The organism is Nioella sediminis (genome assembly GCF_001879695.1).
GTDB classification, from domain to species: domain Bacteria; phylum Pseudomonadota; class Alphaproteobacteria; order Rhodobacterales; family Rhodobacteraceae; genus Nioella; species Nioella sediminis.
Genome location: NZ_MNBL01000032.1, coordinates 76,071 through 98,899 on the forward strand (window position 1 = coordinate 76,071; position 22,829 = coordinate 98,899).

23 protein-coding genes are annotated in these 22,829 nt (G+C 65.1%); 14 read left to right on the forward strand and 9 right to left on the reverse strand.

The features are described from left to right. Positions 1-25: 25 nt before the first annotated feature. From coaBC to BKY26_RS04070, 3 genes are all read right to left on the reverse strand, one after another. Positions 26-1,225 carry a bifunctional phosphopantothenoylcysteine decarboxylase/phosphopantothenate--cysteine ligase CoaBC gene (gene coaBC, locus BKY26_RS04060; RefSeq protein ID WP_071689119.1) on the reverse strand — a complete coding sequence of 400 codons (1,200 nt, stop codon included), beginning with the start codon at positions 1,223-1,225 and terminating at the stop codon, positions 26-28. A gap of 402 nt (positions 1,226-1,627) precedes the next feature. Continuing rightward, complete coding sequence (locus BKY26_RS04065; RefSeq protein WP_071689152.1) at positions 1,628-2,428, reverse strand: ChaN family lipoprotein; 801 nt, start codon at positions 2,426-2,428, stop codon at positions 1,628-1,630. A gap of 50 nt (positions 2,429-2,478) precedes the next feature. Beyond that, complete coding sequence (locus tag BKY26_RS04070) at positions 2,479-3,357, reverse strand: RNA polymerase factor sigma-32 (RefSeq protein WP_071689120.1); 879 nt, start codon at positions 3,355-3,357, stop codon at positions 2,479-2,481. Between the two features lie 76 nt (positions 3,358-3,433). On the opposite strand from BKY26_RS04070, the gene cobU reads away from it, so the two are divergent. The 4 genes from cobU (at position 3,434) to BKY26_RS04090 (ending at position 7,154) form a co-directional block, all read left to right on the forward strand. Further along, positions 3,434-3,961, forward strand: coding sequence for a bifunctional adenosylcobinamide kinase/adenosylcobinamide-phosphate guanylyltransferase (cobU, locus tag BKY26_RS04075; protein ID WP_071689121.1), 528 nt, complete (start codon positions 3,434-3,436; stop codon positions 3,959-3,961). A 100-nt stretch (positions 3,962-4,061) separates the two neighbouring features. Next, positions 4,062-4,640 (forward strand): histidine phosphatase family protein, encoded by a 579-nt coding sequence (locus tag BKY26_RS04080; protein ID WP_071689122.1) that lies wholly within the window; start codon positions 4,062-4,064, stop codon positions 4,638-4,640. A gap of 81 nt (positions 4,641-4,721) precedes the next feature. Continuing rightward, on the forward strand, positions 4,722-5,591 hold the full coding sequence (locus tag BKY26_RS04085; protein ID WP_071689153.1) for a glutathione S-transferase: 870 nt from the start codon (positions 4,722-4,724) through the stop codon (positions 5,589-5,591). A gap of 24 nt (positions 5,592-5,615) precedes the next feature. Continuing rightward, entirely contained in the window at positions 5,616-7,154 is a 1,539-nt protein-coding gene (locus tag BKY26_RS04090; RefSeq protein WP_071689123.1) for a YifB family Mg chelatase-like AAA ATPase, read from the forward strand. Here BKY26_RS04090 and BKY26_RS04095 read toward each other — a convergent pair. The 4 genes from BKY26_RS04095 to rsmI all read right to left on the reverse strand — a co-directional run bounded on the left by BKY26_RS04095 (position 7,151) and on the right by rsmI (position 10,279). Beyond that, positions 7,151-8,032, reverse strand: coding sequence for an alpha/beta hydrolase (locus BKY26_RS04095; protein ID WP_071689124.1), 882 nt, complete (start codon positions 8,030-8,032; stop codon positions 7,151-7,153). The two genes, BKY26_RS04090 and BKY26_RS04095, sit on opposite strands and share 4 nt — an antisense overlap. Beyond that, entirely contained in the window at positions 8,029-8,970 is a 942-nt protein-coding gene (gshB, locus tag BKY26_RS04100) for a glutathione synthase (RefSeq protein WP_071689125.1), read from the reverse strand. Before gshB ends, BKY26_RS04095 begins: the two co-directional genes overlap by 4 nt. Before the next feature lie 74 nt (positions 8,971-9,044). Further along, positions 9,045-9,398, reverse strand: coding sequence for a YraN family protein (locus BKY26_RS04105; RefSeq protein ID WP_071689126.1), 354 nt, complete (start codon positions 9,396-9,398; stop codon positions 9,045-9,047). Next, complete coding sequence (gene rsmI, locus BKY26_RS04110) at positions 9,395-10,279, reverse strand: 16S rRNA (cytidine(1402)-2'-O)-methyltransferase (protein ID WP_071689127.1); 885 nt, start codon at positions 10,277-10,279, stop codon at positions 9,395-9,397. The genes BKY26_RS04105 and rsmI overlap by 4 nt, the downstream gene beginning before the upstream one ends. 104 nt (positions 10,280-10,383) lie before the next feature. Between rsmI and BKY26_RS04115 the strand changes: the two genes are divergently transcribed. From BKY26_RS04115 to murJ, 3 genes are read left to right on the forward strand one after another with little or no spacing between them, the layout of a single operon-like run. After that, the gene (locus BKY26_RS04115) at positions 10,384-11,535 is read left to right on the forward strand and encodes a penicillin-binding protein activator (RefSeq protein WP_245764423.1); all 1,152 of its coding nucleotides are present in this window, start codon (positions 10,384-10,386) and stop codon (positions 11,533-11,535) included. A gap of 43 nt (positions 11,536-11,578) precedes the next feature. Next, positions 11,579-14,326 (forward strand): [protein-PII] uridylyltransferase, encoded by a 2,748-nt coding sequence (locus BKY26_RS04120; protein ID WP_071689129.1) that lies wholly within the window; start codon positions 11,579-11,581, stop codon positions 14,324-14,326. Next, entirely contained in the window at positions 14,323-15,873 is a 1,551-nt protein-coding gene (gene murJ, locus BKY26_RS04125) for a murein biosynthesis integral membrane protein MurJ (RefSeq protein ID WP_071689130.1), read from the forward strand. The genes BKY26_RS04120 and murJ overlap by 4 nt, the downstream gene beginning before the upstream one ends. Positions 15,874-15,993: 120 nt before the next feature. Here murJ and BKY26_RS04130 read toward each other — a convergent pair whose 3' ends face one another. Beyond that, positions 15,994-16,677, reverse strand: coding sequence for a rhomboid family intramembrane serine protease (locus BKY26_RS04130; RefSeq protein WP_071689131.1), 684 nt, complete (start codon positions 16,675-16,677; stop codon positions 15,994-15,996). Between the two features lie 107 nt (positions 16,678-16,784). Between BKY26_RS04130 and trpS the strand changes: the two genes are divergently transcribed. The 3 genes from trpS to BKY26_RS04145 all read left to right on the forward strand — a co-directional run bounded on the left by trpS (position 16,785) and on the right by BKY26_RS04145 (position 19,466). Further along, the gene (gene trpS / locus BKY26_RS04135; RefSeq protein ID WP_071689132.1) at positions 16,785-17,804 is read left to right on the forward strand and encodes a tryptophan--tRNA ligase; all 1,020 of its coding nucleotides are present in this window, start codon (positions 16,785-16,787) and stop codon (positions 17,802-17,804) included. 92 nt (positions 17,805-17,896) lie between these two features. Continuing rightward, on the forward strand, positions 17,897-18,382 hold the full coding sequence (locus BKY26_RS04140; protein ID WP_071689133.1) for a VOC family protein: 486 nt from the start codon (positions 17,897-17,899) through the stop codon (positions 18,380-18,382). Positions 18,383-18,602: 220 nt separating this feature from the next. After that, positions 18,603-19,466, forward strand: a complete 864-nt coding sequence (locus BKY26_RS04145; RefSeq protein ID WP_071689134.1) for a branched-chain amino acid aminotransferase — start codon at positions 18,603-18,605, stop codon at positions 19,464-19,466. Here the strand turns inward: BKY26_RS04145 and BKY26_RS04150 are convergent, their stop codons facing one another. Beyond that, positions 19,467-20,510: an endonuclease/exonuclease/phosphatase family protein gene (locus BKY26_RS04150; protein WP_083431313.1), complete on the reverse strand. Its 1,044-nt coding sequence runs from the start codon at positions 20,508-20,510 to the stop codon at positions 19,467-19,469. 149 nt (positions 20,511-20,659) lie between these two features. Between BKY26_RS04150 and BKY26_RS04155 the strand changes: the two genes are divergently transcribed. The 4 genes from BKY26_RS04155 (at position 20,660) to rimI (ending at position 22,822) form a co-directional block, all read left to right on the forward strand. Beyond that, complete coding sequence (locus BKY26_RS04155; protein WP_071689135.1) at positions 20,660-21,115, forward strand: universal stress protein; 456 nt, start codon at positions 20,660-20,662, stop codon at positions 21,113-21,115. An 81-nt stretch (positions 21,116-21,196) separates the two neighbouring features. Further along, positions 21,197-21,757 carry a NifU family protein gene (locus BKY26_RS04160; RefSeq protein WP_071689136.1) on the forward strand — a complete coding sequence of 187 codons (561 nt, stop codon included), beginning with the start codon at positions 21,197-21,199 and terminating at the stop codon, positions 21,755-21,757. Then, entirely contained in the window at positions 21,747-22,400 is a 654-nt protein-coding gene (gene tsaB, locus BKY26_RS04165; RefSeq protein WP_071689137.1) for a tRNA (adenosine(37)-N6)-threonylcarbamoyltransferase complex dimerization subunit type 1 TsaB, read from the forward strand. The genes BKY26_RS04160 and tsaB overlap by 11 nt, the downstream gene beginning before the upstream one ends. Beyond that, the gene (rimI, locus tag BKY26_RS04170) at positions 22,397-22,822 is read left to right on the forward strand and encodes a ribosomal protein S18-alanine N-acetyltransferase (protein ID WP_071689138.1); all 426 of its coding nucleotides are present in this window, start codon (positions 22,397-22,399) and stop codon (positions 22,820-22,822) included. The genes tsaB and rimI overlap by 4 nt, the downstream gene beginning before the upstream one ends. Positions 22,823-22,829 lie beyond the last annotated feature (7 nt).

Consider the following 22,829-nt stretch of genomic DNA (forward strand, 5'->3'; position numbering starts at 1 on the left):
CCAAATACTCCCGCCGGAGGCTGCCTCACCGCGCCAGCGCCTCGGCAATGCGCACCGCCAGCCGCCGGGCGGTTTCCTCCTTCGACAGGCGCGGCCAGTCCTCGACGCCCACCGCCGTGACGATGGCCACCTTGTTTTCCGACCCGCCCATGATGCCCGTGGCGGGCGAGACGTCATTGGCCACGATCCAGTCGCAGCCCTTTCGGGCGCGTTTCGCGGTGGCATTCGCCTCCACGTCATGGGTCTCGGCGGCGAAACCGACCACGAGGCCGGGCCGCCCCTCACCCATCCGAGACACGGTTTTCAGGATGTCGGGGTTTTCCGCAAACTCCAGCGCGGGCGTGCCTGCGCCTTCCGTCTTCTTCATCTTGCGGTCGGTCGCGTTGGCCACCCGCCAATCGGCCACGGCGGCGGTAAAGACGGCGGCATCGGCGGGCAGCGCGGACTCAACCGCCTCCAGCATTTCCCGCGCGGTTTCGACATTCACCACCTTCACGCCCGTGGGCGGAGCGACACGCGCAGGCCCGGTCACGAACGTGACCGATGCCCCCAGATCGCGCAGCGCGGCAGCCAGCGCGGTGCCCTGCGCGCCAGAGGACCGGTTGGCGATGTAGCGCACCGGGTCGATGGGTTCATGGGTGGGGCCGGAGGTCACCAGCACATGCCGCCCTTTCAGGGGTCCGTCCGACAGGGCCGCATCCACGGCTGCAACAATCTGAGGCACCTCCGCCATGCGACCGGGCCCGAACTCGCCGCAGGCCATGGCCCCCTCATCGGGGCCAACCACCAGAACCCCGTCGCCCTGCAACGTCGCCAGGTTGCGCTGCGTCGCCGGATGCTCCCACATGCGCACATTCATCGCGGGCGCGATCAGCACGCGCTTGTCGGTGGCCATCAACAGGGTCGAGGCCAGATCATTCGCCAACCCGTTCGCCATCTTCGCCATCAGGTCGGCGGTGGCGGGGGCGACGACAACCAGATCAGCGGCACGGCTAAGCTCGATATGGCCCATTTCAGCCTCATCCGTCAGATCGAAGAGATCCCGATAGACCTTCTGCGCCGCAAGGGCCGAGGCGGAAAGCGGCGTCACGAACTCTTCGCCCGCGCGCGTCAGGACGGGCACCACCTCTGCGTCTTGTTCCCGCAAGCGGCGGATCAGGTCGAGCGATTTGAAGGCCGCGATGCCGCCGCCGATGATCAGAAGAATGCGCTTCTCTGCCAGCATGGGGCCTCCACCCATTGTCATTTTCTGACGCTCAACCTAGTCGCCCCGTTCCCCCATCACAAGCCGACAGAAAGCCCGGTAGATCGCGGCCCGGAACGGGCCGCGCGGGTCGATGCGCGATGCGCAGCGAAAGCCCCGCCAGACAAACAGCGCCCCGGTTAATCGTATCTTCAGAAAGCTGTGCCACTCTGGCCGCCGGTTAACCGACTGCAACAGCGTGGCCCGGTCCCTCCCGATGCCTCAGACCACCCCGGACAAGGGTGCAGGTGGACGGGGGAAAACCCGGAAGCTTCCACGAAGACCGACAGCCCGCGCGCCCTTCGAGGCGGCGCCGCTTCACCTCTCTGCCCAATCAGGCGAAAGCGCGCCCTGGCAGCACATCCAACGAGACTTACTGGCCCGTCACTGAAACGCCGCGCAGGGATCGTCCCGCTCGGCGGGTTCCGTCACGCGCCACAGGTCGAAGGGAACATCGCCCTCCGGTTCCGATTCGAACTGCCCAACCGACACGACCGTCACCTCTGGCGCGGCCAAGGCGATCATCGCGGGCACCGCCCAATCGGTGCGCGCATGGCCATTGCCGGTGATCAGCACCACCGGCCCACCTGTCTCCTCCAGCGCCGCCAGCACCCGCGCGGCAAAGCCCGCGTCCCGCAGCCTCTGGGCCTCGACCATACCGGGCAGCAGCGCGGCGGGAAGCGCATTGCAATGCGCTTCGGCCTGCATCTCTTCGCGCAGCGCCTGTTGATTTTCGCGCAGGGGCTGATCCAGCGAAAACGCCTGCGGGTCGCCCGCGAATCGTGCAGCCGCCCCCTCACTCACCGCCGCACGCACATCCTCATAGGGCAGCGCCGCGCCGAAGATCGTGGCCTCCCCCAGGGCTGCAAACAGAGGCTGATATAATGTGAACTCTGGCCAGCCCGATTGATCCCACCCGATTTCAGCCGCCAATGCATCGGGAGAGGCCAGCAGATCGGGTGTGATCCGCGCAGCCTGGTCGGGCGCCAGCATCTCGAACACAACCGCCGCGGGGGCAAGGGCCTCCACGGCCTCGGCCTGCCACAGGTGATGGGCGGGATTGTCATGTACCTCGCCAAGGATCACCACATCCGAACCGCGCAATTGGTCCAGCCCCGTCAAAGGGGCGGACCAGGCCGCGCAGGCTGAGAGGCACAGCACAAGGATCGCAAAACGCTGTTTCATGGCATACAGCAAACGCGCAAGGCCGGGCGCAGACAAGCGGACAGGCTGTCTCAGCCCATCATCCCGCGCAGTTCTTCTTCACGGGGGGCCAGCTTGCGGCGCATCTTCTGCAAGGCGCCTGCCTCGATCTGGCGCACACGCTCTTTCGACAGGCCAAGTTCCTCGCCGAGGCTTTCCAACGTCCGGGCCGGGTTGGTCAGCTTGCGTGCGGCGATGATCTTCTGTTCCCGCTCCGTCAGCGTGCCCAGCGCATCGCCCAGCCATTCGCGCAGGCGCGTGCCATCCTTCTCGCGCTCGAACCGCTCGCTCGCCTGTTCACCGTCGTCTTCCAGCGTCTCGATCCACTCACGACCCTCATCGCCATCGGCTTGCAGGGCGTTCAGCGAGAAATCCGACCCGGCAAGGCGGCCCTCCATCAGTTCGACGTCCTTCAGCGCCACCCCGATCTCAGTTGCGATACGCTCTCGCAGCTGGTGGGAATCGAGTTCCACACCCTCCGCCGCGGCATCAGCCTCCAGCCGGGCGCGCACACGCCGCATGTTGAAGAACAGGCTCTTTTGCGAAGACGTCGACCCGGTGCGCACCATCGACCAGTTGCGCATCACGAAATCCTGCATCCCGGCGCGGATCCACCACACGGCGTATGTGGAAAATCGCACACCCCGGTCGGGGTCGAAGCGATCAGCGGCTTTCATCAGGCCAAGCCCTGCCTCCTGGATGAGATCGTTCATCGAGGCACCGTAGCCCTTGAATTTCCAGGCAATGGAAATGGCCAGGCGCATATAGGCGGTGATCAGCCGATGCAGCGCCGCCTCGTCCCGGTGATCGCGCCAGGCGATGGCGAGATCGCGTTCCGTGTCGGCATCGAGCAGCTCCGCTGCCCGTGCGTGGCGGGAAAGAGACTGGCCAGGATCAAAGTCGAGTGCCATAACGCGCTCCTGTTCGCTTGCATTCACGAGGGTTACGGTCGGGAATTGCGGTCGGATCACTTTTGGGGAGGAAAAAATGTCTTTGCCCGGACTGACACTGGTGATCGGCGGGGCCGCGTCGGGGAAATCCGCCCATGCCGAGGCGCTGGTGCGCGATCAAGGCGGGCAGCGTGTCTATATCGCCACGGCGCAGGCCTTCGATGACGAGATGCGCGCCAAGATCGCCGCCCATCAGAAGATGCGCGCAGGCGATGGCTGGCGCACCGTTGAAGCGCCGTTCGACATTGTGGGGGCGCTGTCCGGGCTTGGGTCGGGTGATGTCGTACTGCTCGATTGCGCGACCTTCTGGCTGACGAATCTGCTGCTGGCAGAGCGGGACTGGCAGGCGGAGGCTGACGCGCTGATTGCGGCGCTGAAGGCCTGCCCCGCGCCGGTTGTGGTGGTCAGCAATGAAACCGGGCAGGGGATCGTGCCCGAGAATGCTTTGGCGCGGGCGTTTCGGGAAGCGCAGGGACGGTTGAACCAACGGTTGGCGGCAGAGGCCGGACTGGTCGTGGCGGTTATGGCGGGGTTACCACTTGTGCTGAAGGGGGTGACCCCGTGACCAGAGGGATTTCGCCGCCTTCGGCGTCGACCCGCGGGGGGCGCTGCCCCCCGCACCCCCCGAGGTATTTTTGCCAAGATGAAAGAGAAGGGGCGGGCGCGTGACGGTCTGGCATTGGGTCCGGCACGGGCCAACGCATGAAAAAGCCTTTGTCGGCTGGCGGGACGTGCCGGCGGATCTGTCGGATGCGGCGGCGATCGCACGGCTGGATGCGGAATTGCCGCGACCGGCGCTTCTCGTGTCCTCGGATCTGGTCCGCGCCACGGCCACGGCGGATGTGCTGATGGAGGGACGGCAGCGATTGCCCGATGTGCCCGACATGCGCGAATTCGATTTCGGGGATTGGGACGGGATGCATTTCACCGATGTTTCTGAACGCGACCCGATTCTGAGCCGCCGCTATTGGGAAGAACCCGGCGATGTCGCCCCGCCCAATGGCGAAAGCTGGAACGCGGCTGCGGCGCGCGTTGCGCCCTTCGTTGACCGGATGAACCGGGACCATCCGAATGCCCATATCGTGGCGGTGGCCCATTTCGGGATCATCATGACTCAGATCGAGCGCGCCTCTGGCCTGTCCGCCTATGAGGTGCTTGGCCACCGGATCGACAACCTCTCGGTTACGCGGCTGGTGCATGAGGCCGGTCACTGGCGGGTCGAAGTGATCAATCACCGTCCCTGATGGGGTGCGTCAGCAATTGGAATTGGACAGGGCGCGGGCCGGGCGTTTAGCTGGCAGGACTGTATTTCGATGGACCCTGTCATGACCTACACGCTTCTGATTGCCGATAAATCCTATTCCAGCTGGTCTTTGCGCGGCTGGCTGAGCTTTCGCGCCTTCGACATTCCGGTGAGCGTGAAAACTACCCGCATGTATTGCGACCAGTTCCGGCTGGATGTCGATGGTTTTGCGCCGGGCAACAGAACGGTTCCCATCGTGCGCACCCCGACGGGCGGGCTGCTGACCGATTCCATCGCCATTGCCTGGCACCTGGACCGGGCCTTTCCCGACAAGGGCCTGCTGCCTGCTGACCCCAATGCCCGCGCCATGGCCATGAGCCTGATTGCCGAGATGCATTCGGGCTTTACCGGCCTGCGTGGGGCCTGCCCGATGAACCTGCGCACCGGGTGGGAGGGGTTCGAGGTGACCGATGCCGTCCGCGCCGATCTGGAGCGGCTGGAGCGGGTCTGGGGCGCGGCGCTGGACGCCCATGGCGGCCCGTGGCTCTGCGGGGACTATTCCCTGGCCGATGTGTTCTTTGCCCCCGTGGCCACCCGCATCCTGACTTACGGCCTGCCGGTATCGGACCGGGCTCTGGCATATGCCAAGGCCCACGTGGCGCATCCTGCGTTCCGCCGCTGGCGGGCCATGGGGCTGGTCGAGGGGCCGGAACAGCCCGCCTACGACATGGGTCTGCCGCGCCGCGCCTTTCCCGCGCCCGAGCCGCTGTCGGCCCGCGCCGTCGATCACGGCCCGTCCGAAAACGCCACATGCCCCTATTCGGGCAATCCAGTCACGGATTTCATGGAGATGGACGGGCGCATCTTCGGCTTCTGCAACCCGTTTTGCCGCGACAAGACCGTGGCCGACCCGGAAGCCTGGCCGGACTTCATGGCCATTTACCAAACGTAAAGGGTTTTCGGGCAAGCGTTAACCATGCTGGACGCGACCCGACCCGAAAGCCTTGCGCGCACCTATACCGTCGCCTTCGAAGGGTTGGAGGCGCGGCGGGTCGAGGTGCAATGCGCCGTCACCCCGGGCCTGCCCGCCTTTTCCATCGTGGGCCTGCCCGACCGCGCCGTGGGCGAGGCGCGCGACCGGGTGCGCACGGCCCTGTCCACCATGGCCATCGCGCTGCCGTCCAAGCGCGTCACCATCAACCTGTCGCCCGCCGATCTGCCCAAGGAAGGGTCGCATTTCGACCTGCCGATTGCGCTGGCCCTGCTTGGCGCCTTGGGAATCGTGCCGCGCGACCGGGTCGAGGCGGCAATGAGCCTTGGGGAAATGTCGCTCGACGGGACCCTGGTGCCCGTCATCGGCGCGCTGCCGACGGCGCTGGCGGCGGGTGAGGACGGGCGGGCGCTCTTCTGTCCCGCCGCCTGCGGGGCCGAGGCCGCCTGGGTCGGCGCAACCCCGGTCTTCGCAGGCCGCAATCTGGCCGAGATCATCGGCCACCTGACTGACCGCGCGCCCCTGCCCCCTGCTGAACCGGGCGAGGTGCTGAGCGAGCGGACCGGCAAGGACCTGCGCGAGGTACGCGGACAGGAGCGGGCCAAACGCGCGTTGGAGATTGCCGCCGCCGGGCGGCATCATTTCCTGATGGTGGGCGCGCCGGGGTCCGGCAAATCCATGCTGGCCGCGCGCCTGCCCGATCTGTTGCCACCGCTCACCGCTGCCGAGGCGCTGGAAACCTCGATGATCCACTCGCTGGCAGGGCTGCTGGACGAGGGCGGGATTTCCCGCACAAGGCCCTATCGCGCGCCGCATCACACCGCCTCTATGCCCGCCATCGTAGGGGGTGGGCGACACGCGAAACCGGGGGAAATCAGCCTCGCCCATAACGGCGTGCTGTTCCTCGACGAGTTCCCCGAATACCCCCGGCAGGTGTTGGAAACCCTTCGCCAGCCCATTGAAACCGGCGATGTGGTGGTGGCCCGTGCCAATGCGCATGTGACCTATCCATGCAGCTTCCTGCTGCTCGCCGCCGCCAATCCTTGCCGCTGCGGGCATCTATATGACGCTGATCAGGCCTGCGGGCGGGCGCCCCTATGCGGCGAGGACTATCTGGGCCGCATCTCCGGCCCGCTGATGGATCGCTTCGATTTGCGGCTGGAGGTGCCGCCAGTGGGGTTCACCGATCTCGATCTGCCGCCCTCGGGCGATGACAGCGCCACGGTGGCCTCCCGGATCGCCGCCGCCCGCGACCGGCAAACCGCCCGGTTCGAGGCGCTCGGGGCCAAGGCCCGCGTCAATGCCGATGCGGAAGGCGCACTGCTCGATCAGATCGCGGAACCGGATGCCGAAGGGCGCGACATGCTGATCAAGGCCGCCGAGCGGTTCCGCCTGTCGGCGCGCGGCTATCACAGGGTCTTGCGGGTGGCGCGCACGATCGCCGATCTGGAAGGGGTGGACGCGGTTCGCATGCCCCATATCGCCGAGGCCCTGGGATTCCGGCTGATCGCGGGGAAGAACTAGCGGATCGCGGCAGCCATCTGGTCGAGCGTGGCGTCTGCTTCGGGCAACATCCAGCCGGGGAAGAGCGGCCAGACATGTGGCAGGCCGGGCGCAATGGTCAGATGCGCCTCCACCCCCTGCCCCTGTAGCACGTGCACCATGCGGCGGCTGTCATCGAGCAGGACTTCGCCGTCCCCTACCCACACATGCACCGGCCCGGCACCGGGAAACTGGGCGTAAAGCGGGCTGGCACGCGGGTCTGACGGGTCGGCCCCGTCCAGATAGCCCAAGGCTGAGATACGGATGCCTTCGGGCGGCAGCACCACCTCGCTGGCGTCATTCGTTTGCAGGCTGTCGCCGGTCATGGCCAGATCGGTCAGAGGCGACAAAACCAGCGTGGCCAGCGGCTGCGGCAGGTCGGGGTCGGCGCAGATCATCGCCAGCAGTGACAGGGCCAGCCCGCCGCCCGCGCTGTCGCCCGCCAGAATCACCGGACCTTGCGCCGCCATCTGCCGGTACAGGCGCAAGGCAGCCTCGGGCGCGGCTGGAAAGGGCGATTCGGGCGCAAGCGGGTAATGCGGCACCACCGCGCCGCCGCCGATGCGCTTGACCAGCCGTCCGGCAAGACCCTTATGGGTGCGGTGGCTGCCGAAAACATAGGCCCCGCCATGCAGGTAGAGCAGCTGCGGCCCCGTCGGGTCGCCAAGCTCCAACACCTCCATCCCGGCGCGTTCGGTCCAGCGCTGAGCCACGCCGCGGGGAACAGGGCACAGGATGCGGCACTGCCATTCAAACCGTCGGCGGACCCGGATCGCCGCGTCCTGCCGGGCCAGCCGGTTGAGCGCTGGCCGCTCGATCCAGCGCAGCCAGGTTCTGAGCAGCCGCGCGCGAACACTCATGCGACACGCGCTTCGATGGCCTGCCAGATCTTTTCGGCGATGTTGATCCCGTCGAAGCGTTCCAGTTCCTGGATGCCGGTGGGGGAGGTCACGTTGATCTCGGTCAGCCAACCGCCGATCACGTCGATGCCCACGAAGATCTGCCCCTTTTCGCGCAGAAGTGGGCCGATGCGGGCGCAGATTTCGCGGTCGCGGTCGGTGAGGGCCACCTTCTCGGGCCGGCCGCCCACATGCATGTTGGAGCGGGTCTCGCCCTTGGCAGGCACACGGTTGATCGCGCCCACAGGCTCTCCATCGACCAGGATCACGCGTTTGTCGCCTGCAGACACGTCGGGCAGGAATTTCTGAGCGATAAGTGGCTCTCGGTTGATGCCCGTGAACAGTTCGTGCAGCGAATTGAGGTTGCGGTCATTGGGGTCGAGCCGGAAGACCCCCGCGCCGCCATTTCCATAAAGCGGCTTGAGGATGATGTCGCCATGCTTGTGTTTGAAGGCCTTCAGGGTCTCCAGATCGCGGGCGATGGTGGTGGGCGGCGTCAGGTCGGGGAAGTCCAGAACCAGCAGTTTTTCCGGGTAGTTGCGCACCCAGAAAGGATCATTCACAACCAGCGTCTCGGGATGCACACGCTCAAGAATATGGGTCGTGGTGATGTATCCCATGTCAAAGGGCGGGTCCTGGCGCAGCCAAACCACATCCCAATCGGCGAGGTCGATCTCCTGCATTTCGCCGATGCTGAAATGATCGCCCTTCACCCGCCGCACCGTGAGCGGCCAGCCACGCGCGGTCACCCGGCCTTCTTGATAGGCGAGCATGTCGGGTGTGTAGTATAACAGCTCATGGCCCCGCGCCTGTGCCTCTTCGGCGATGCGGAACGTGCTGTCAGCGTCGATATTAATCGGACCGATCGGGTCCATCTGGATGGCAACCTTGAGGGGCATGCGGCGTCTCCAATCCCACGTGTTGCGCATTCATGACCCGTGAGGCGGAAAGGTGCAATGCCGTCGATGTGCCCCTATGCACAGAGGACATTCGGCAGAATGTCGATTTCCCCATGATGATCGAGTAGTGCCACATCGACCCGGCAATCGGTATTGGCCCCCGCCGGAAGATGTCCGATAAAGTCTTCGGCACTCCGGTATATGCGATGCAACTGGCGTTGAGACAGGCGTTCGGCGGCCCGCGCATGGCTGCGGCTTTTCTTGACCTCGATGAACACCACCGTGCCGTCCTTTTCCGCCACAAGGTCGATCTCCCCCGCTTTGCCGCGCCACCGGCGGGACAGGATCGTATGACCGTCACGCACATATCGACGAGACACCTGGTCTTCTGCCGAAAGTCCGGCATGATAACTGACTGTTCCGCTCATCCATCTTTCTCCAGCGTCAGCGCCGCCTGGTAGACGTCGCGTTTCTTCAGCCCCAGATCGGCGGCGACCTGTGCTGCCGCGTCCTTGACCGACAGTGTCGCCAGCGCCGCGCGCAATGCGTCTTCCATCGTTTCCAAGCTCGCCTGAACCGGTGCGCCCTTGCCGATGACGACGACGATTTCGCCCTTCAAGACCCGATCTGCGATGCTATTTCGAACCTCATCCACGCTGCCGCGCAAGACCTCTTCGAAGCGTTTGGTTAATTCCCGGCACAACGCCATGGGCCGCTCGCCCCCGAAGGTATCGGACAAAACATCTAACAATCGGTGAACGCGACGCGGCGATTCATATAGAATGATCGTCGCCCCGACCGGCGCAAGATCTGCCAGCCAGCTTGTCATCGCGCCCTTGGCCTGCGGCGGGAAACCCGCGAACAGAAACCGGTCGCTTGGCAGGCCGGACACGCTGAGCGCCGCCAGCACGGCAGAGGCGCCCGGCGCGGCGATCACCGGCAAGCCGTCCTCGATCATGCCACGGGCCAGCTGATAGCCAGGATCGGCCACCAGCGGCGTGCCCGCTTCGGACACATAGGCCACGGATTTTCCCGCCGCGACCATCGCGGCCAGCTTGTCCCGCGCGCCGGGGCCGCTGTGATCGTGATAGGCGATCAGCGGGCGACCGGCGACGGCCAGCCCGTGGATCTCCATCAGCTTGCGGGCGGTGCGGGTATCCTCGGCGGCAATCGCGTCGGCAGAGGCCAGAATATCCAGCGCCCTCAGGGTGATATCCCGCGCCGCGCCAATCGGTGTCGCCACGAGGTAAAGCCCCGGATCAAGCCGGGAAGCGCGGGGCGCACCGGCGGTTGCAAGCTGATCGGACATGGGCTGGCCTCTTGGCGTTTACTTGTTTCGCGTGACCGCGTAGGGTCCGTCCGACCCAATTTCGAGCCTTCTGGAGACGGCGCCGTATGTTCCCTTCTTTCCGCATGTTCCGCAAGTCACGCCGCTTTGTTCTGCTGGCGCTTTGTGCCGGTGTCCTCGCCGCCTGTCAGGTTGGCGTTCCCGGCGGCAGCGGTCCGCGGGTGCGCGCGGGCGCCCCGATTCAGGTCGCGCTGCTGCTGCCCTACGGCTCTGCCAGCGCGGGCGATGAAATCGTGGCCCGCAGCCTGGAAAACGCCGCCCGGCTCGCCGCATCGGAGTTCGAGGGCGTGGAGCTGGAAATCACCGTCTACAATACCGCGGCGGACCCGGCGCAGGCCGCCACGGTGGCGCGACAGGCCATTCAGCAGGGGGCGCGGGTCATCGTAGGTCCGTTGCGCTCCGATGCCGCGGCGGCCGTGGGGGTCGCGGTCTCGAACAGCAATGTCGCCGTCCTGAGCTTTTCCAACAACACCGAGATCGCGGGCGGCAATGTCTTCGTTCTGGGCCATACGTTCGACAATACCGCCGCCCGGATCGCAAGCTATGCCGCGCGCCAGGGCCGCAATCGCATTGTCATTCTGCACGCCCAGAACCTGGCGGGCGAGGTTGCGCGCGACGCGGTGCAACGGGCGGTGGCCAGCACCGGCGGCACCGTCGCGGGCGTGGTCAGCTACGAATTCTCACAGCAAGGCGTGGTGCAGGCGCTGCCCGAGGTGATGTCGACCATCCGCTCCTCTGACGCGACCGGGCTGGTCATCACCGCCGAGGCCTCTGCCGCGCTGCCGCTCTTCGCGCAGCTGCTGCCGGAAAACGGGCTGGATACCGAAGAGGTCCGCGTCATGGGTCTGACCCGGTGGGACGTGCCGTCGCAGACGCTGGAACTGTCCGGCCTTCAGGGGGGCTGGTTCGCATTGCCGGACCCCGATGCCAATGCCGCCTTTGGCGCCCGCTACACCGCCGCCTATGGCGATGCGCCGCATGTGCTGGCCCCGATTGCCTATGACGCCATGCGCGCGATTGCCGAAACCGCTGCCGAGGCCGGTGCGATCGGGGTGGCGGAACTGACGGCCTCCTCTGGCTTTGCCGGTGCGAACGGGGTATTCCGCCTGAGAGCCGATGGCACTGTCGAACGGGCCATGGCGATCGCAACGGTACTCGAAAACCAGGTTTCCATTATTGACCCTGCACCAGGACGCCTTGGCGCCTCCGGCTTCTGACCGGAACCCGCGCCTTCCCGCCAAAGGAACCGCCTCCGGGGAGATGATCCTTCCCGAGGCGGAGATATTCGACACCGCCGCGATCCGCGCGCGGCTGGATGCCGCCCTTGCCGACCAGAGCGACGCGAGCAAGATCCGGGCGCTGACCGTCGCCGAACTGCTGGCCGCGCAGAAGGCCGGGCGCGCTGCCATCGAGGCGGCCTTCGAGGCAAATCCACTGGTCGCGCGGCGGGTGACACGCGCCTATGCGTTCCTGACCGATGGCATGGTGACCGAGGCCATTCGAGTCGCCACCACCTATCTGCATCGCAATCCCAACCCGACCGAGGCCGAGCGCCTGGCGGTCATGGCCGTCGGCGGATCGGGGCGCGGGGAAATGGCCCCGTTCTCGGATGTCGACCTGCTGTTCGTGCTGCCCTACAAAATGACCGGTTGGGCAGAAAGTGTCATTGAATCCACGCTCTACATCCTGTGGGACCTGCGCCTGAAGGTGGGTCATGCCAGCCGGTCGATCCCCGATTGCCTGCGGCTGGCGAAAGAGGATTTCACGATCCGCACATCGCTGCTGGAAATGCGTTACCTGACCGGGGATGCCGCCCTTGGTGACCAGTTGCACGACACGCTGCGCGAGCAGCTTTTCGCGGGCACGGCCAGTGAGTTCATCGACGCCAAGCTGGAGGAACGCGCTGAACGACACAAACGTCAGGGCGGCCAGCGCTACATGGTTGAACCCAACGTCAAAGAGGGCAAGGGGGGGCTGCGCGACCTGCAGACGCTCTACTGGATCGCCAAGTATGAACATGGCGTCGATACGGTCGCCGAGCTGGTGGAACATGGCGTCTTCCGGCAGGAGGAGTTCGATGCCTTTGACGCCGCCGAACGATTCCTCTGGGCGGTGCGTTGCCATATCCACCTGATCGCGGGCCGCGCGCAGGATCAACTGACCTTTGACCTTCAGGTCGAGGTGGCCTCGCGTATCGGCTATACCGATCACAGCGGCCGCCGGGCGGTGGAATATTTCATGCAGGATTACTTCCGCCACGCCACCCGCGTGGGCGAACTGACCCGCATCTTCCTGACCGCGATGGAAGCCGCGCATCTGAAGCCCGAACCCCTGATCATCGGGTTCCTCAAGGGCCGCCGAAGACGCCGCAAGAAGCTGAAGCCGGGATACGACGTCAAGCAGGGGCGCCTTGCGGTGGTCGATAACGCTGACTTCCTGTCGGACAAGTTGAACCTGCTGCGGCTGTTCGAGGAGGGCCTGCGCACCGGCTATCTGATCCATCCCGACGCGATGCGGCTGGTCACGGCGAACCTGCATCTCATTGACGACGAGATGCGCAGCGACAAGGAAGCGGTGCGCATTTTCCTCGACCTGCTGTTGAAGCATGGCAACCCGGAACGGGGCCTGCGCCGCATGAACGAGCTTGGGGTGCTGGCCGCCTTCATCCCGGAATTCGCGCCGGTCGTGGCGATGATGCAGTTCAACATGTATCACAGCTATACGGTCGATGAGCACACGATCCAGGTGATCTCGACCCTCGCGCAGATCGAGCGGGAGGAACTGATCGAGGAACTGCCCGTCGCCTCCGGCATCCTGAAGGCGGGTGTCAATCGCAAGGTGCTGTATCTCGCCTGCCTGATCCATGATCTGGGTAAGGGTCGGGACGAGGACCATTCCGTTGTGGGTGCCCAGATCGCACGCCGAATCTGTCCGCGCCTTGGACTGAAAGCGGAGGAGTCGGAAACAGTGGAATGGCTGGTGCGTCATCACCTGCTCATGTCCGACATGGCCCAGAAGCGCGACATCGGCGACATCCGCACGGTACGCGATTTCGCCAAGGCGGTGAAAACCAAGTCGCGGCTCGATCTGCTGACGGTGCTGACCGTCTGCGATATCCGTGGCGTTGGCCCCAATGTCTGGAACAACTGGAAAGCGACGCTTTTGCGCGGGCTTTACCGGGCCACCGCCGTGGCGCTGGAAACCGGGCTGGAGGACCTCAACCGCGAGAAGCGCGAAGGCGAGGCCAAGAAGGCCCTGCGCGAGCGGCTGGAGGATTGGGACCGCAAGGCCCTGAAGACCGAAACCGACCGGCATTACGGCCCCTATTGGCAGGGGCTGGACACCGAAACTCAGGCGGTCATTGCCGGGCTGCTGCGCGACCTGCCCAACAACGAGATTCGCATCGACACGGCGCAGGATATCGACCGCGACGCGACCCGCGTCTGCTTTGCGCTGGCCGATCACCCCGGCATCTTCTCTCGCCTTGCCGGTGCACTCAGCCTCGTGGGGGCGAACGTGGTGGACGCGCGCACCTACACCACCAAGGACGGCTATGCGACCGCCGTCTTCTGGGTGCAGGACGCCGAGGGTCACCCCTATGAGGCCAGCCGCCTGCCGCGCCTGACCACCATGATCCAGAAGACCCTGAGGGGCGAGGTCGTTGCCAGCCAGGCGCTCGACAAGCGCGACAAGATCAAGAAGCGCGAACGCCCGTTCAACGTGCCCACCAACATCACTTTCGACAATGAAGGGTCCGAGATCTACACGATCATCGAGGTCGACACCCGCGACCGGCCCGGCCTGCTGTATGACCTGACCAAGACGCTCGCGGCGTCGAATATCTATATCTCGTCGGCGGTGATCGCGACCTATGGCGCACAGGTGATCGACACCTTCTACGTCAAGGACATGTTCGGGCTGAAGCTGCACGCCAAGCACCGGCAGGACGCGCTGGAGAAGAAGCTGCGAGAGGCCATTGCCCGCGTGGCGGAACGGGCGGGGGCATGAACACACGGCCCATCCGTCTTCTCAGCGGCATCCTGACCGTGGGCGGATGGACCATGGTCAGCCGGGTGCTCGGCTTCGTGCGGGAAATCATGCTGACGGCGCTAATCGGTCCCGGCCCGGTTATGGACGCCTTCGTCGCTGCCTTCCGGCTGCCCAACCTCTTCCGCCGCTTCTTTGCCGAGGGCGCGTTCAACGCCGCCTTCGTGCCGATGTATTCGAAGAAAGCCGAGGCCGGTGAGGACGCCACGGGATTTGCCCGCGATGCGTTGTCGGGGCTTGGTTTTGTCGTGCTGCTGCTGGTGGGGCTTGGCATGGTGTTCATGCCCGCGCTGGTCTGGGCCACGGCAGGCGGGTTCGTGGGGGATGAACGCTTCGACATGGCCGTGGGCTTCGGTCACGTCGTCTTTCCCTACATCTTCTTCATGTCACTGGCGGCGCTCTTTTCCGGCGTTCTGAACTCTCACGGGCGCTTCGCGGCGGCGGCGGCGGCGCCGGTTCTGCTCAACATCTTCGTCATCGCAGCCATGACCTGTGGCGCGCTCATCGGTGGCGCGGTCATCACCTGGCTGATCTGGGCGATCCCGGTCGCAGGCGTGGCGCAGCTGGCAATGGTCTGGGGCGCGGCGGATCGGGCTGGCATCCGCATCCGGCCCGCGCGCCCCCGCTGGACGCCGGAGATGAAACACCTCGTCGTCGTGGGTGTGCCCGCCGCCCTCGCCAATGGGGTGGCACAGATCAACCTGGTGGTGGGGCAGCTTGTGGCGTCGTCGACCGAGGGCGCGATCAGCTGGCTCTTTGCCGCTGACCGGCTCTACCAGCTGCCGCTTGGCGTGGTCGGCATCGCCATCGGGATCGTGCTGCTGCCGGAACTGTCGCGGCGGCTGAAGGCGGATGACCCAGAGGGCGCGCGCCATTCCCTCTCCCGCGCGTTTGAGTTCGCGCTGATCCTGACCCTGCCCTGCGCGGTGGTCTTTTTGCTGATCCCTCTGCCGATTGTCTCGGTGCTCTACGAACGCGGCCAGACCGATGCCGCCGACAGCGCCGCCATTGCCGGGGCGCTGGCGATCTACGGGCTCGGCCTGCCGGCCTTCGTGCTGCAAAAGCTGCAACAGCCGGTCTTCTTCGCGCGCGAGGATACAGCGACCCCCTTCCGCTATGCGCTTGTCGCCATGACGATCAATGCGGCGCTTGCCTTCGGGCTGATGCCGGTGATCGGCTGGCTGGCCCCGGCGGTCGCGGCCACCACGGCGGCCTGGGGGATGACGCTGATGCTGTGGCTCGGCGCGCGCGGGTTTGGCGAGGCGGTTCGGCTGGACAACAAGGCCCGTCACGCGGCCCCGCGCATCATGGCGGCGTCGCTGATGATGGGGGCGCTGTCCTGGGGGCTGGTCTGGCTGCTGTCAGGGGCGTTGCAGACAGATGGGCTGCGCTACGCGGCACTGGCGGGCGTGATCGTGGTCGGGATGCTCTCCTACATGGTCTTCGGACAGGTGACCGGCGCATTCCGGCTGGCGGAGCTCAGGGCCAGCCTCAGGCGCAACCGCTGATATCAGGCGCGGGCGCGGGCCGGGGTGCGGGCTGGCGCGGCGCGCCCTCTCCGCCGGACCCGACCTGACCTGCGCCAGCCCGGGCGGGCGGGTGGGCACCCCGGCCCGCGCCCGCAAACCTCACCGCTGGCGCAGACGGTTCCGCAGCCGCTGCCAGCCGCCGGGGCTGACCAGGAATGACAGCAGGAACCCGGCCACGAAACCCGACAGATCCGCCACCACATCCCCGTAATTGCCCTGCAAGGTCGCAAAGATCAGCTGGATCGCCAGCAGCATGCCAATAAGCCCGAAGGCCCGCATCTGGTTTTCCCCGGCGACGCCCAGATTGACCCACCGGATGAACGAAAACGCCCCGATCAGCCCGTAGACACCGGGATAGCCGCCAATCAACGGGTAGCCGGAATCGAGCACCAGCACGAAGGCCAGCGCCCCGACAATGGCCGAGACCCAGAAAACCAGCAGGAAGGCCAGCGGCGAAAACACCTCGGCCACCATCTTGCCGATGGCGAGGATGAAGACCACCACGAAGGCCACATGCACGAAGCCGCCATGCAGCAGCGGATAAGCCACGAACCGGGCCAGATGCTGCGGCGGATAGCTGCGATTGGCGCGCATCCATTCCCAGACAGAATCCAGAACCGCGTAATCCTGCATCGCCGCAATCCGCCAGCCGACGCCGCCCGCGCCTCCCAGAAGCCCCGCCGTGGCCAGTTGGAACATCACCTCCAGCCCGCCCATCACGACCGCGAGGGCGACTACCACGGGCGGCAGCGCATTGAAGGGGGAGTTACCGCTTGCGTCCATCTTCCCATTGTCCCTTATGTTGACGCGCCTCGCCCCCATGGGTAAGCGAGGCGCGCGCGGTTGACCAGACGCCCTTTTCGCGCGGGGGGCAGGCAAGGGTGTTCACGATGAGCGACGCAAAATTCACGCCACGGGTGTTTTCCGGCATCCAGCCCTCGGGCGACCTGCATCTCGGCAACTATCTGGGGGCGCTCAAGCGGTTCGCGGATGCGCAGAACCAGGGCATCCTGTCGATCTACTGCATGGTCGATCTGCACGCGATCACCGTCTGGCAGGATCCAGCAGCGCTGACCCGCAACACGCGGGAACTGTGCGCAGGCTTCATCGCCTCTGGCATCGACCCGGAAAAAAGCATCCTCTTCAACCAGAGCCAGGTGCCCGAACACGCGCAGCTGGCCTGGGTCTTCAACTGTGTCGCGCGCATGGGCTGGATGGGCCGCATGACGCAATGGAAGGACAAATCCGGCAAGAACGCCGAGGCCGCCTCGCTCGGGCTGCTTGCCTACCCTGCGCTCATGGCCGCCGATATTCTGGTCTATCACGCCACCCATGTGCCTGTTGGCGAGGACCAGAAACAGCATCTGGAACTGACCCGCGACATCGCCGCGAAGTTCAACCATGACTATGGCGTCGAGTTCTTCCCCATGACCGAACCGGTGATCGAGGGGGCGGCGACGCGGGTGATGAACCTGCAGGACGGGACCAAGAAAATGTCGAAATCCGACCCGTCCGACAAGACGCGGATCAACCTGACCGACGACGCCGACGCCATTGCCCGGAAGATCAAGAAGGCCAAGACCGACCCCGACCCGCTGCCCGAAACCGCGGACGGGCTGGAAAACCGCCCCGAGGCGCGCAACCTCGTGAATATCTGGGCGGCTCTGGCCGAGACCACCGTGGACGATGTGGTGGCGCAGAACGCGGGCAAGATGTTCGGCTATTTCAAGCAAGACCTCGCTGATCTGGCCGTCGAAAAGCTTGCCCCGATCTCGGGCGAAATGGCCCGGCTGATGCAGGACCAAGCCGAGATCGACCGCATCCTGGGCCGCGGGGCCGAGCGGGCGCGCGAGATCGCCGCGCCGATCCTGGCGCAAACCTACGATATCGTCGGCATGGTGCGCAGCTAGGTCTCTGCGCAGATCTGCACCGATCCCCTGCGAAAACGGTGAATTCCCCTTTGTCTGGCAGCTCCTATGTTGCCGGGCAAAGGAGAAACGCCATGAGTTACACCGCAGACCCCGGCATGGGAATCGGCCATGTCCACCTGAAAGTTTCCGACCTCGACCGGTCCATCGCCTTCTATCGCGATGTGATCGGGCTGGAGGTTCAGCAGCATTACGGCCCCGGCGCGGCGTTTATGTCAGCGGGCGGCTATCACCACCATCTGGGGCTGAACACCTGGGAAAGCCGGAGCGGCATGCGCCCGCCGCGCGGCACGACCGGGCTTTATCACGTCGCTTTCCTGTACCCGACGCGCGCGGCGCTGGCGCAGGCCGTGGCGCAGGTGGCCGCCGCTGGCGTTCCGCTGGTCGGGGCTGCCGATCATGGCGTCAGCGAAGCCGTCTATCTGGAAGACCCCGATGGCAATGGAATCGAGCTGTACCGAGATCGCCCGCAAGAGGACTGGCCGCGAGATTCGGAAGGAAACCTGGAGATGGTCAATGCGCCGCTCGACATGGCGGGGCTTCTGGCACTGGCGGCGTGATCTGGCCCTTTAACCTTCTGGCAGGCTTTTGCGGCGATGATGCCGCCAGTCATGTAAGGGAGGAGCCATGGAGACAGCAAAACAACCGCCAGGGACACCGGGCAAACCGCCTGCAACCGGCTTGGGCGCGCGGCCTGCGCCGATGTCCTATCAGCTCGGATTTACGTCTGGACCTATGACCTAATCTGCCCCATGCTGTCGCCAAGAAGGAGGATCCCCAATGGCGACCGGCAAGAATATCCGCACCTGGTTCGAAGGCAAATGGCATGACGGCAATGTGCCGATCATGAACGCGGCCGATCACGGATCTTGGCTGGGGGGCACGGTATTCGACGGCGCGCGCTATGCCCATGGGCTGGCCCCCGACCTGCTGGCCCATTGCGAACGGGTGAACCGCTCGGCCCGCGCGCTGATGATGAACCCGACCCATACCGGACAGGAAATCTTCGATATCGTATGGGAGGGCATCCGGCTCTATCCCGAGGACACGCCGCTCTATATCCGGCCCATGTACTGGACCATCGACGGCGGCTATTCGGCCATCGTGCCGAATGCGGACTCCACCGGGTTCGCGGTCTGTCTGGAGGAAATCCCGCTCTCGCCGCCCGATGCCACGGTGCGGCTTGGCACCACCCAGTTCCGCCGCCCGGTGCTGGCCGACAACGTGACCAACGCCAAGGCAGGCTGCCTCTACCCCAACAACGCAAGGATGCTGGCAGAGGTGCGCGCCAAGGGGTTCGACAATGCGCTGGTGGCCGATGCCATGGGCAACGTGGCCGAAAGCGCCACCGCCAATGTCTTCATCGTCAAGGATGGCGTGGTGAAAACCCCCATTCCCAATGGCACCTTCCTGTCCGGCATCACCCGCGCGCGCCATATCAAGAACCTGCGCGCCGCAGGCCATGAGGTGCGCGAAGAGGTTCTGAGCTTTGACGACGTGCGCGATGCCGACGAGGTCTTCCTGTCGGGCAACATGTCCAAGGTCACGCCCGTAGTGGAGTTCGACGGCACGAATTATCAGGTCGGTCCCGTGACCAAAGAGGCGCTGAAGCTTTACTGGGACTGGGCAAAATCAGAAGGCTGATCAGCCGGTAAAGCGCCTCAGGTAATCGTCGGAATAATCCACCTCCAGCTCGATCCAGATCGGCAGGTGGTCCGACATCTCATAGGTGGTCCAGCCCTTGTAGGACCGGTCCCAATTGGCATAGGGCTCGCCCCGCATCGCCTCGGCATGGGGTTGGTAATGGTCGGCATCCTCGTTCCGGAAGACGGCCCCGCGCCAGTCGAAGCTGCCCTTGGCCAGAAGCCGCGTTTTCACGTCCTCCTTGGTGAAGGCAATCTGGTCGTAATGCTTTGTACCGCCCAGATTGGTCGCGCCGAAAAGGGGGACATGCAGCCCCTCATCCGTCATCGCCTGCATGATCGGATCGCCCGCCGCCTCGATATTCATGTCACCGAGCAGCACATGCACCTCATCGGTCTGTTCCGACCGGCGCGCCAGCACCTTTGAAATCGCCCGGATCTCGGCCGCGCGCAGCGCATGATCCGCCGCGCTGCTGCCGCCATAGAGGATATGCGCACTACAGAGCGTGAAGCGGAACCACCCGGCCTGAAACGACGCAAAAAAGGGCGACCGGGCGATCTGTCGCCCTTCGATCAGCGCCTCCTGCGGCAGCACCAGTTCCCCGATCAGGTTCTTGAACCGCACCCGGTTGCGGTCATACAGAAACGCCATGCGTTCATTATTGCCAGGGCCCCCTTCAGTCACGTCATTGACGAAATAATCCCAATTGGGGCCAAGCAGCCGGACCAGCCGTTCCAGCGGTTTGAGGTCCTGCTTCACCTCCTGCACCGCGCAGATATCGAAGCTGTCGATGATCTCGGCGATATAGTGGTAGCTTTCATCCATGCGCGGGCGGCCATCGTCGAAAGCGCGAATGTTCCATGACCCGATGATCAGTGATTTGGCCCGCCGCCGACCGGTGATCTTGTCGCGCAGATGCGTGCGCAATTCCAGCAGGCGCGAGGCGATCCAGTCTGCCTTGCCGGGGTAGTCGACATCGCGCCCGACGGCGCGGGCTGCCTCTTCGGCGCGCCGATAATCCTTGAGGTTGTGATAGAAGGCCATGTCCGGTCCCCCGCATGAACGCAGTCAATAAATGCCGAAAGGTTAACACAAGCCGGCGGACAAATGGTTAACAAGTGCTTGCAAAACCCGCTGTTGCCTGAGCCCTTCACCTCGGTCATGATGGCCTGCGGTGACTATGGGAGAGGTCCATGCGCAAGTTTCTGGTTATCCTCGATGATTCCCGCGAATGCCTGAACGCCATGCGTTTCGCGGCAATGCGGGCCGCGAATACAGGGGGCGGTGTGCAGATCCTGTCGGTGATTCCCCCCGATGAATTCAACCACTGGATCGGCGTGGGCGAGGTCATGCGCGCCGAAGCGCGCGAACGGATCGAGGCGCATTTCAACGTCTTCGCCAAGTGGATGCGCGACAAGCAGGGCGTCGACCCGGAACTGGTTGTCCGCGAGGGAGAGCCGATCGACGAAATCCTGAGCCAGGTCAACGAGGACCGGGAAATCGGGGTGATCGTTCTGGGGGCCGGGACCGGTCGCAAGGGGCCGGGGCCGCTGGTCACCGCCCTGTCGAAAACCGCGGGCACCCTGCCGATTCCGATGACCATCGTGCCCGGTGAGCTGTCGAAGGAACAGCTTGAGGCGATCACCTGAACCTCAGATTAGAACCGTTCCAATTCTTGACTTCCCCGGTCGGGATAAGCATATCAGTGCAAAGCCGCGAAGGAGCGCAAGATGTTCATCCAGACCGAATCCACCCCGAACCCCGCCACGCTGAAATTCCTGCCCGGATTGCAGGTTCTGGAAAGTGGCACAGCGGATTTTCCGGCAGCGGATAGCGCGGGAAGCTCGCCCCTTGCGACCCGCATCTTTGGCGTGTCCGGTGTGGCTGGCGTGTTCCTCGGCACCGATTTCGTGACCGTGACCAAAGCCGCCGATGTGGAATGGGACCACGTGAAGCCTGCCATTCTGGGCGCGATCATGGAACATTTCCAGTCCGGCGCCCCGGTGATGGAGGGCGACGGCGCGGCCGGTGGCCATGCAGAGCACAGCGGCGAGGATGCCGAGATCGTCGGCCAGATCAAGGAACTGCTGGATACCCGCGTGCGGCCGGCCGTGGCGCAGGATGGGGGCGACATTACCTTCCATGGGTTCGATCGCGGCATCGTCTACCTGCATATGCAGGGCGCTTGCGCCGGTTGCCCCTCGTCCACAGTGACGCTGAAAATGGGTATCGAGAACCTGCTGCGCCACTACATCCCCGAAGTGATCGAGGTGCGTCCGGTTGCCGTCTGACGCGCTGATCCTTGGCTTTGACACATCGGCCGCGCATTGCGCGGCCGCTTTGCTGTCGGGCGACCGGGTGATTGCCGCGCGGCAGGAGGATATGGGCAAAGGCCAGGCGGAACGGCTGATGCCTCTGGTTCAGGAGGTGCTGGAGGAGGCTGATGTCGCCCTGCCCGATCTGTCCGCCATCGGCGTCGGTATCGGCCCCGGCAACTTCACCGGCATCCGCATTTCCGTCGCCGCCGCGCGGGGGCTCGCCCTGTCGCTTGGCATTCCCGCCATTGGCGTGTCGCTGCTGGACTGCCTTGCGCTCGGGGCCGAGGGGCCTGTGCTGGCCTGCCTCGATGCCCGCCGTGATCACCTGTATTTGCAGCGCTTTGCCGAAGGGGCCGGAAAAGGGCCGGCCCTGGTGCCGTTTGATGCGGTGTCGGAGTGGGCGCTGCCCGGACTCAGCTGCGTTGGCCAACGCGCGGACGAGGTGGCCGAGCGGATCGGCGCGACCCACGCGCCTGCGGCCTTTGCCCCGGCCTCTGCCATCGCGCGCATCGCCGCGACCCGCTGGCAAACACCCCAACCGCGCCCTGCCCCGCTCTATATCCGCACACCCGACGCGGCCCCCGCCCGCGACACCGGGCCTGTCATGCTGCCATGACCCCGGCAGACCTTGCCCGCATCCACGCCGCCAGCTTCACCACCCCAAGACCGTGGAGCGCGGTGGAGCTGAAGGCTTTTCTCTCAGACCCGCTATGCGACCTGATCGAAGGCGACGGCGGCTTTGCCCTGATCCGCACCATCGCGGGCGAGGCAGAGCTGCTGACCATAGCGGTAACCCCGGATCGCAGGGGCCATGGAATTGGGAAAGCGATTCTCTTGCAGGCTCTGGACCGCGCCAGAACGCGTGAAGCTGAGCAGATATTCCTTGAAGTCGCCGCCGACAATCAGGCCGCGATCCGCCTTTATGAAGGCGCCGGATTCGTGCAAACGGGCCAACGTCCACAATACTATCGCAAACCCGATGGAACCCGCGTCGATGCCTGCCTGATGGCGCTGCCTTTACCGGCATCAGGCGGTTGACGCGAGA

Excerpts from the sequence above, each read along its gene's own strand:
- BKY26_RS04090 (WP_071689123.1), top strand. The coding sequence starts at position 5,616 with ATGCTGGACGCGACCCGACCCGAAAGCCTTGCGCGCACCTATACCGTC.
- BKY26_RS04065 (WP_071689152.1), bottom strand. The coding sequence starts at position 2,428 with ATGAAACAGCGTTTTGCGATCCTTGTGCTGTGCCTCTCAGCCTGCGCG.
- BKY26_RS04130 (WP_071689131.1), bottom strand. The coding sequence starts at position 16,677 with ATGGACGCAAGCGGTAACTCCCCCTTCAATGCGCTGCCGCCCGTGGTA.
- rimI (WP_071689138.1), top strand. The coding sequence starts at position 22,397 with ATGACCCCGGCAGACCTTGCCCGCATCCACGCCGCCAGCTTCACCACC.
- BKY26_RS04155 (WP_071689135.1), top strand. The coding sequence starts at position 20,660 with ATGCGCAAGTTTCTGGTTATCCTCGATGATTCCCGCGAATGCCTGAAC.
- BKY26_RS04070 (WP_071689120.1), bottom strand. The coding sequence starts at position 3,357 with ATGGCACTCGACTTTGATCCTGGCCAGTCTCTTTCCCGCCACGCACGG.
- BKY26_RS04085 (WP_071689153.1), top strand. The coding sequence starts at position 4,722 with ATGACCTACACGCTTCTGATTGCCGATAAATCCTATTCCAGCTGGTCT.
- BKY26_RS04120 (WP_071689129.1), top strand. The coding sequence starts at position 11,579 with ATGATCCTTCCCGAGGCGGAGATATTCGACACCGCCGCGATCCGCGCG.
- BKY26_RS04095 (WP_071689124.1), bottom strand. The coding sequence starts at position 8,032 with ATGAGTGTTCGCGCGCGGCTGCTCAGAACCTGGCTGCGCTGGATCGAG.
- coaBC (WP_071689119.1), bottom strand. The coding sequence starts at position 1,225 with ATGCTGGCAGAGAAGCGCATTCTTCTGATCATCGGCGGCGGCATCGCG.
- cobU (WP_071689121.1), top strand. The coding sequence starts at position 3,434 with ATGTCTTTGCCCGGACTGACACTGGTGATCGGCGGGGCCGCGTCGGGG.
- rsmI (WP_071689127.1), bottom strand. The coding sequence starts at position 10,279 with ATGTCCGATCAGCTTGCAACCGCCGGTGCGCCCCGCGCTTCCCGGCTT.
- BKY26_RS04150 (WP_083431313.1), bottom strand. The coding sequence starts at position 20,510 with ATGGCCTTCTATCACAACCTCAAGGATTATCGGCGCGCCGAAGAGGCA.
- BKY26_RS04115 (WP_245764423.1), top strand. The coding sequence starts at position 10,384 with ATGTTCCGCAAGTCACGCCGCTTTGTTCTGCTGGCGCTTTGTGCCGGT.
- BKY26_RS04145 (WP_071689134.1), top strand. The coding sequence starts at position 18,603 with ATGGCGACCGGCAAGAATATCCGCACCTGGTTCGAAGGCAAATGGCAT.
- BKY26_RS04140 (WP_071689133.1), top strand. The coding sequence starts at position 17,897 with ATGAGTTACACCGCAGACCCCGGCATGGGAATCGGCCATGTCCACCTG.
- murJ (WP_071689130.1), top strand. The coding sequence starts at position 14,323 with ATGAACACACGGCCCATCCGTCTTCTCAGCGGCATCCTGACCGTGGGC.
- gshB (WP_071689125.1), bottom strand. The coding sequence starts at position 8,970 with ATGCCCCTCAAGGTTGCCATCCAGATGGACCCGATCGGTCCGATTAAT.
- BKY26_RS04105 (WP_071689126.1), bottom strand. The coding sequence starts at position 9,398 with ATGAGCGGAACAGTCAGTTATCATGCCGGACTTTCGGCAGAAGACCAG.
- BKY26_RS04160 (WP_071689136.1), top strand. The coding sequence starts at position 21,197 with ATGTTCATCCAGACCGAATCCACCCCGAACCCCGCCACGCTGAAATTC.
- trpS (WP_071689132.1), top strand. The coding sequence starts at position 16,785 with ATGAGCGACGCAAAATTCACGCCACGGGTGTTTTCCGGCATCCAGCCC.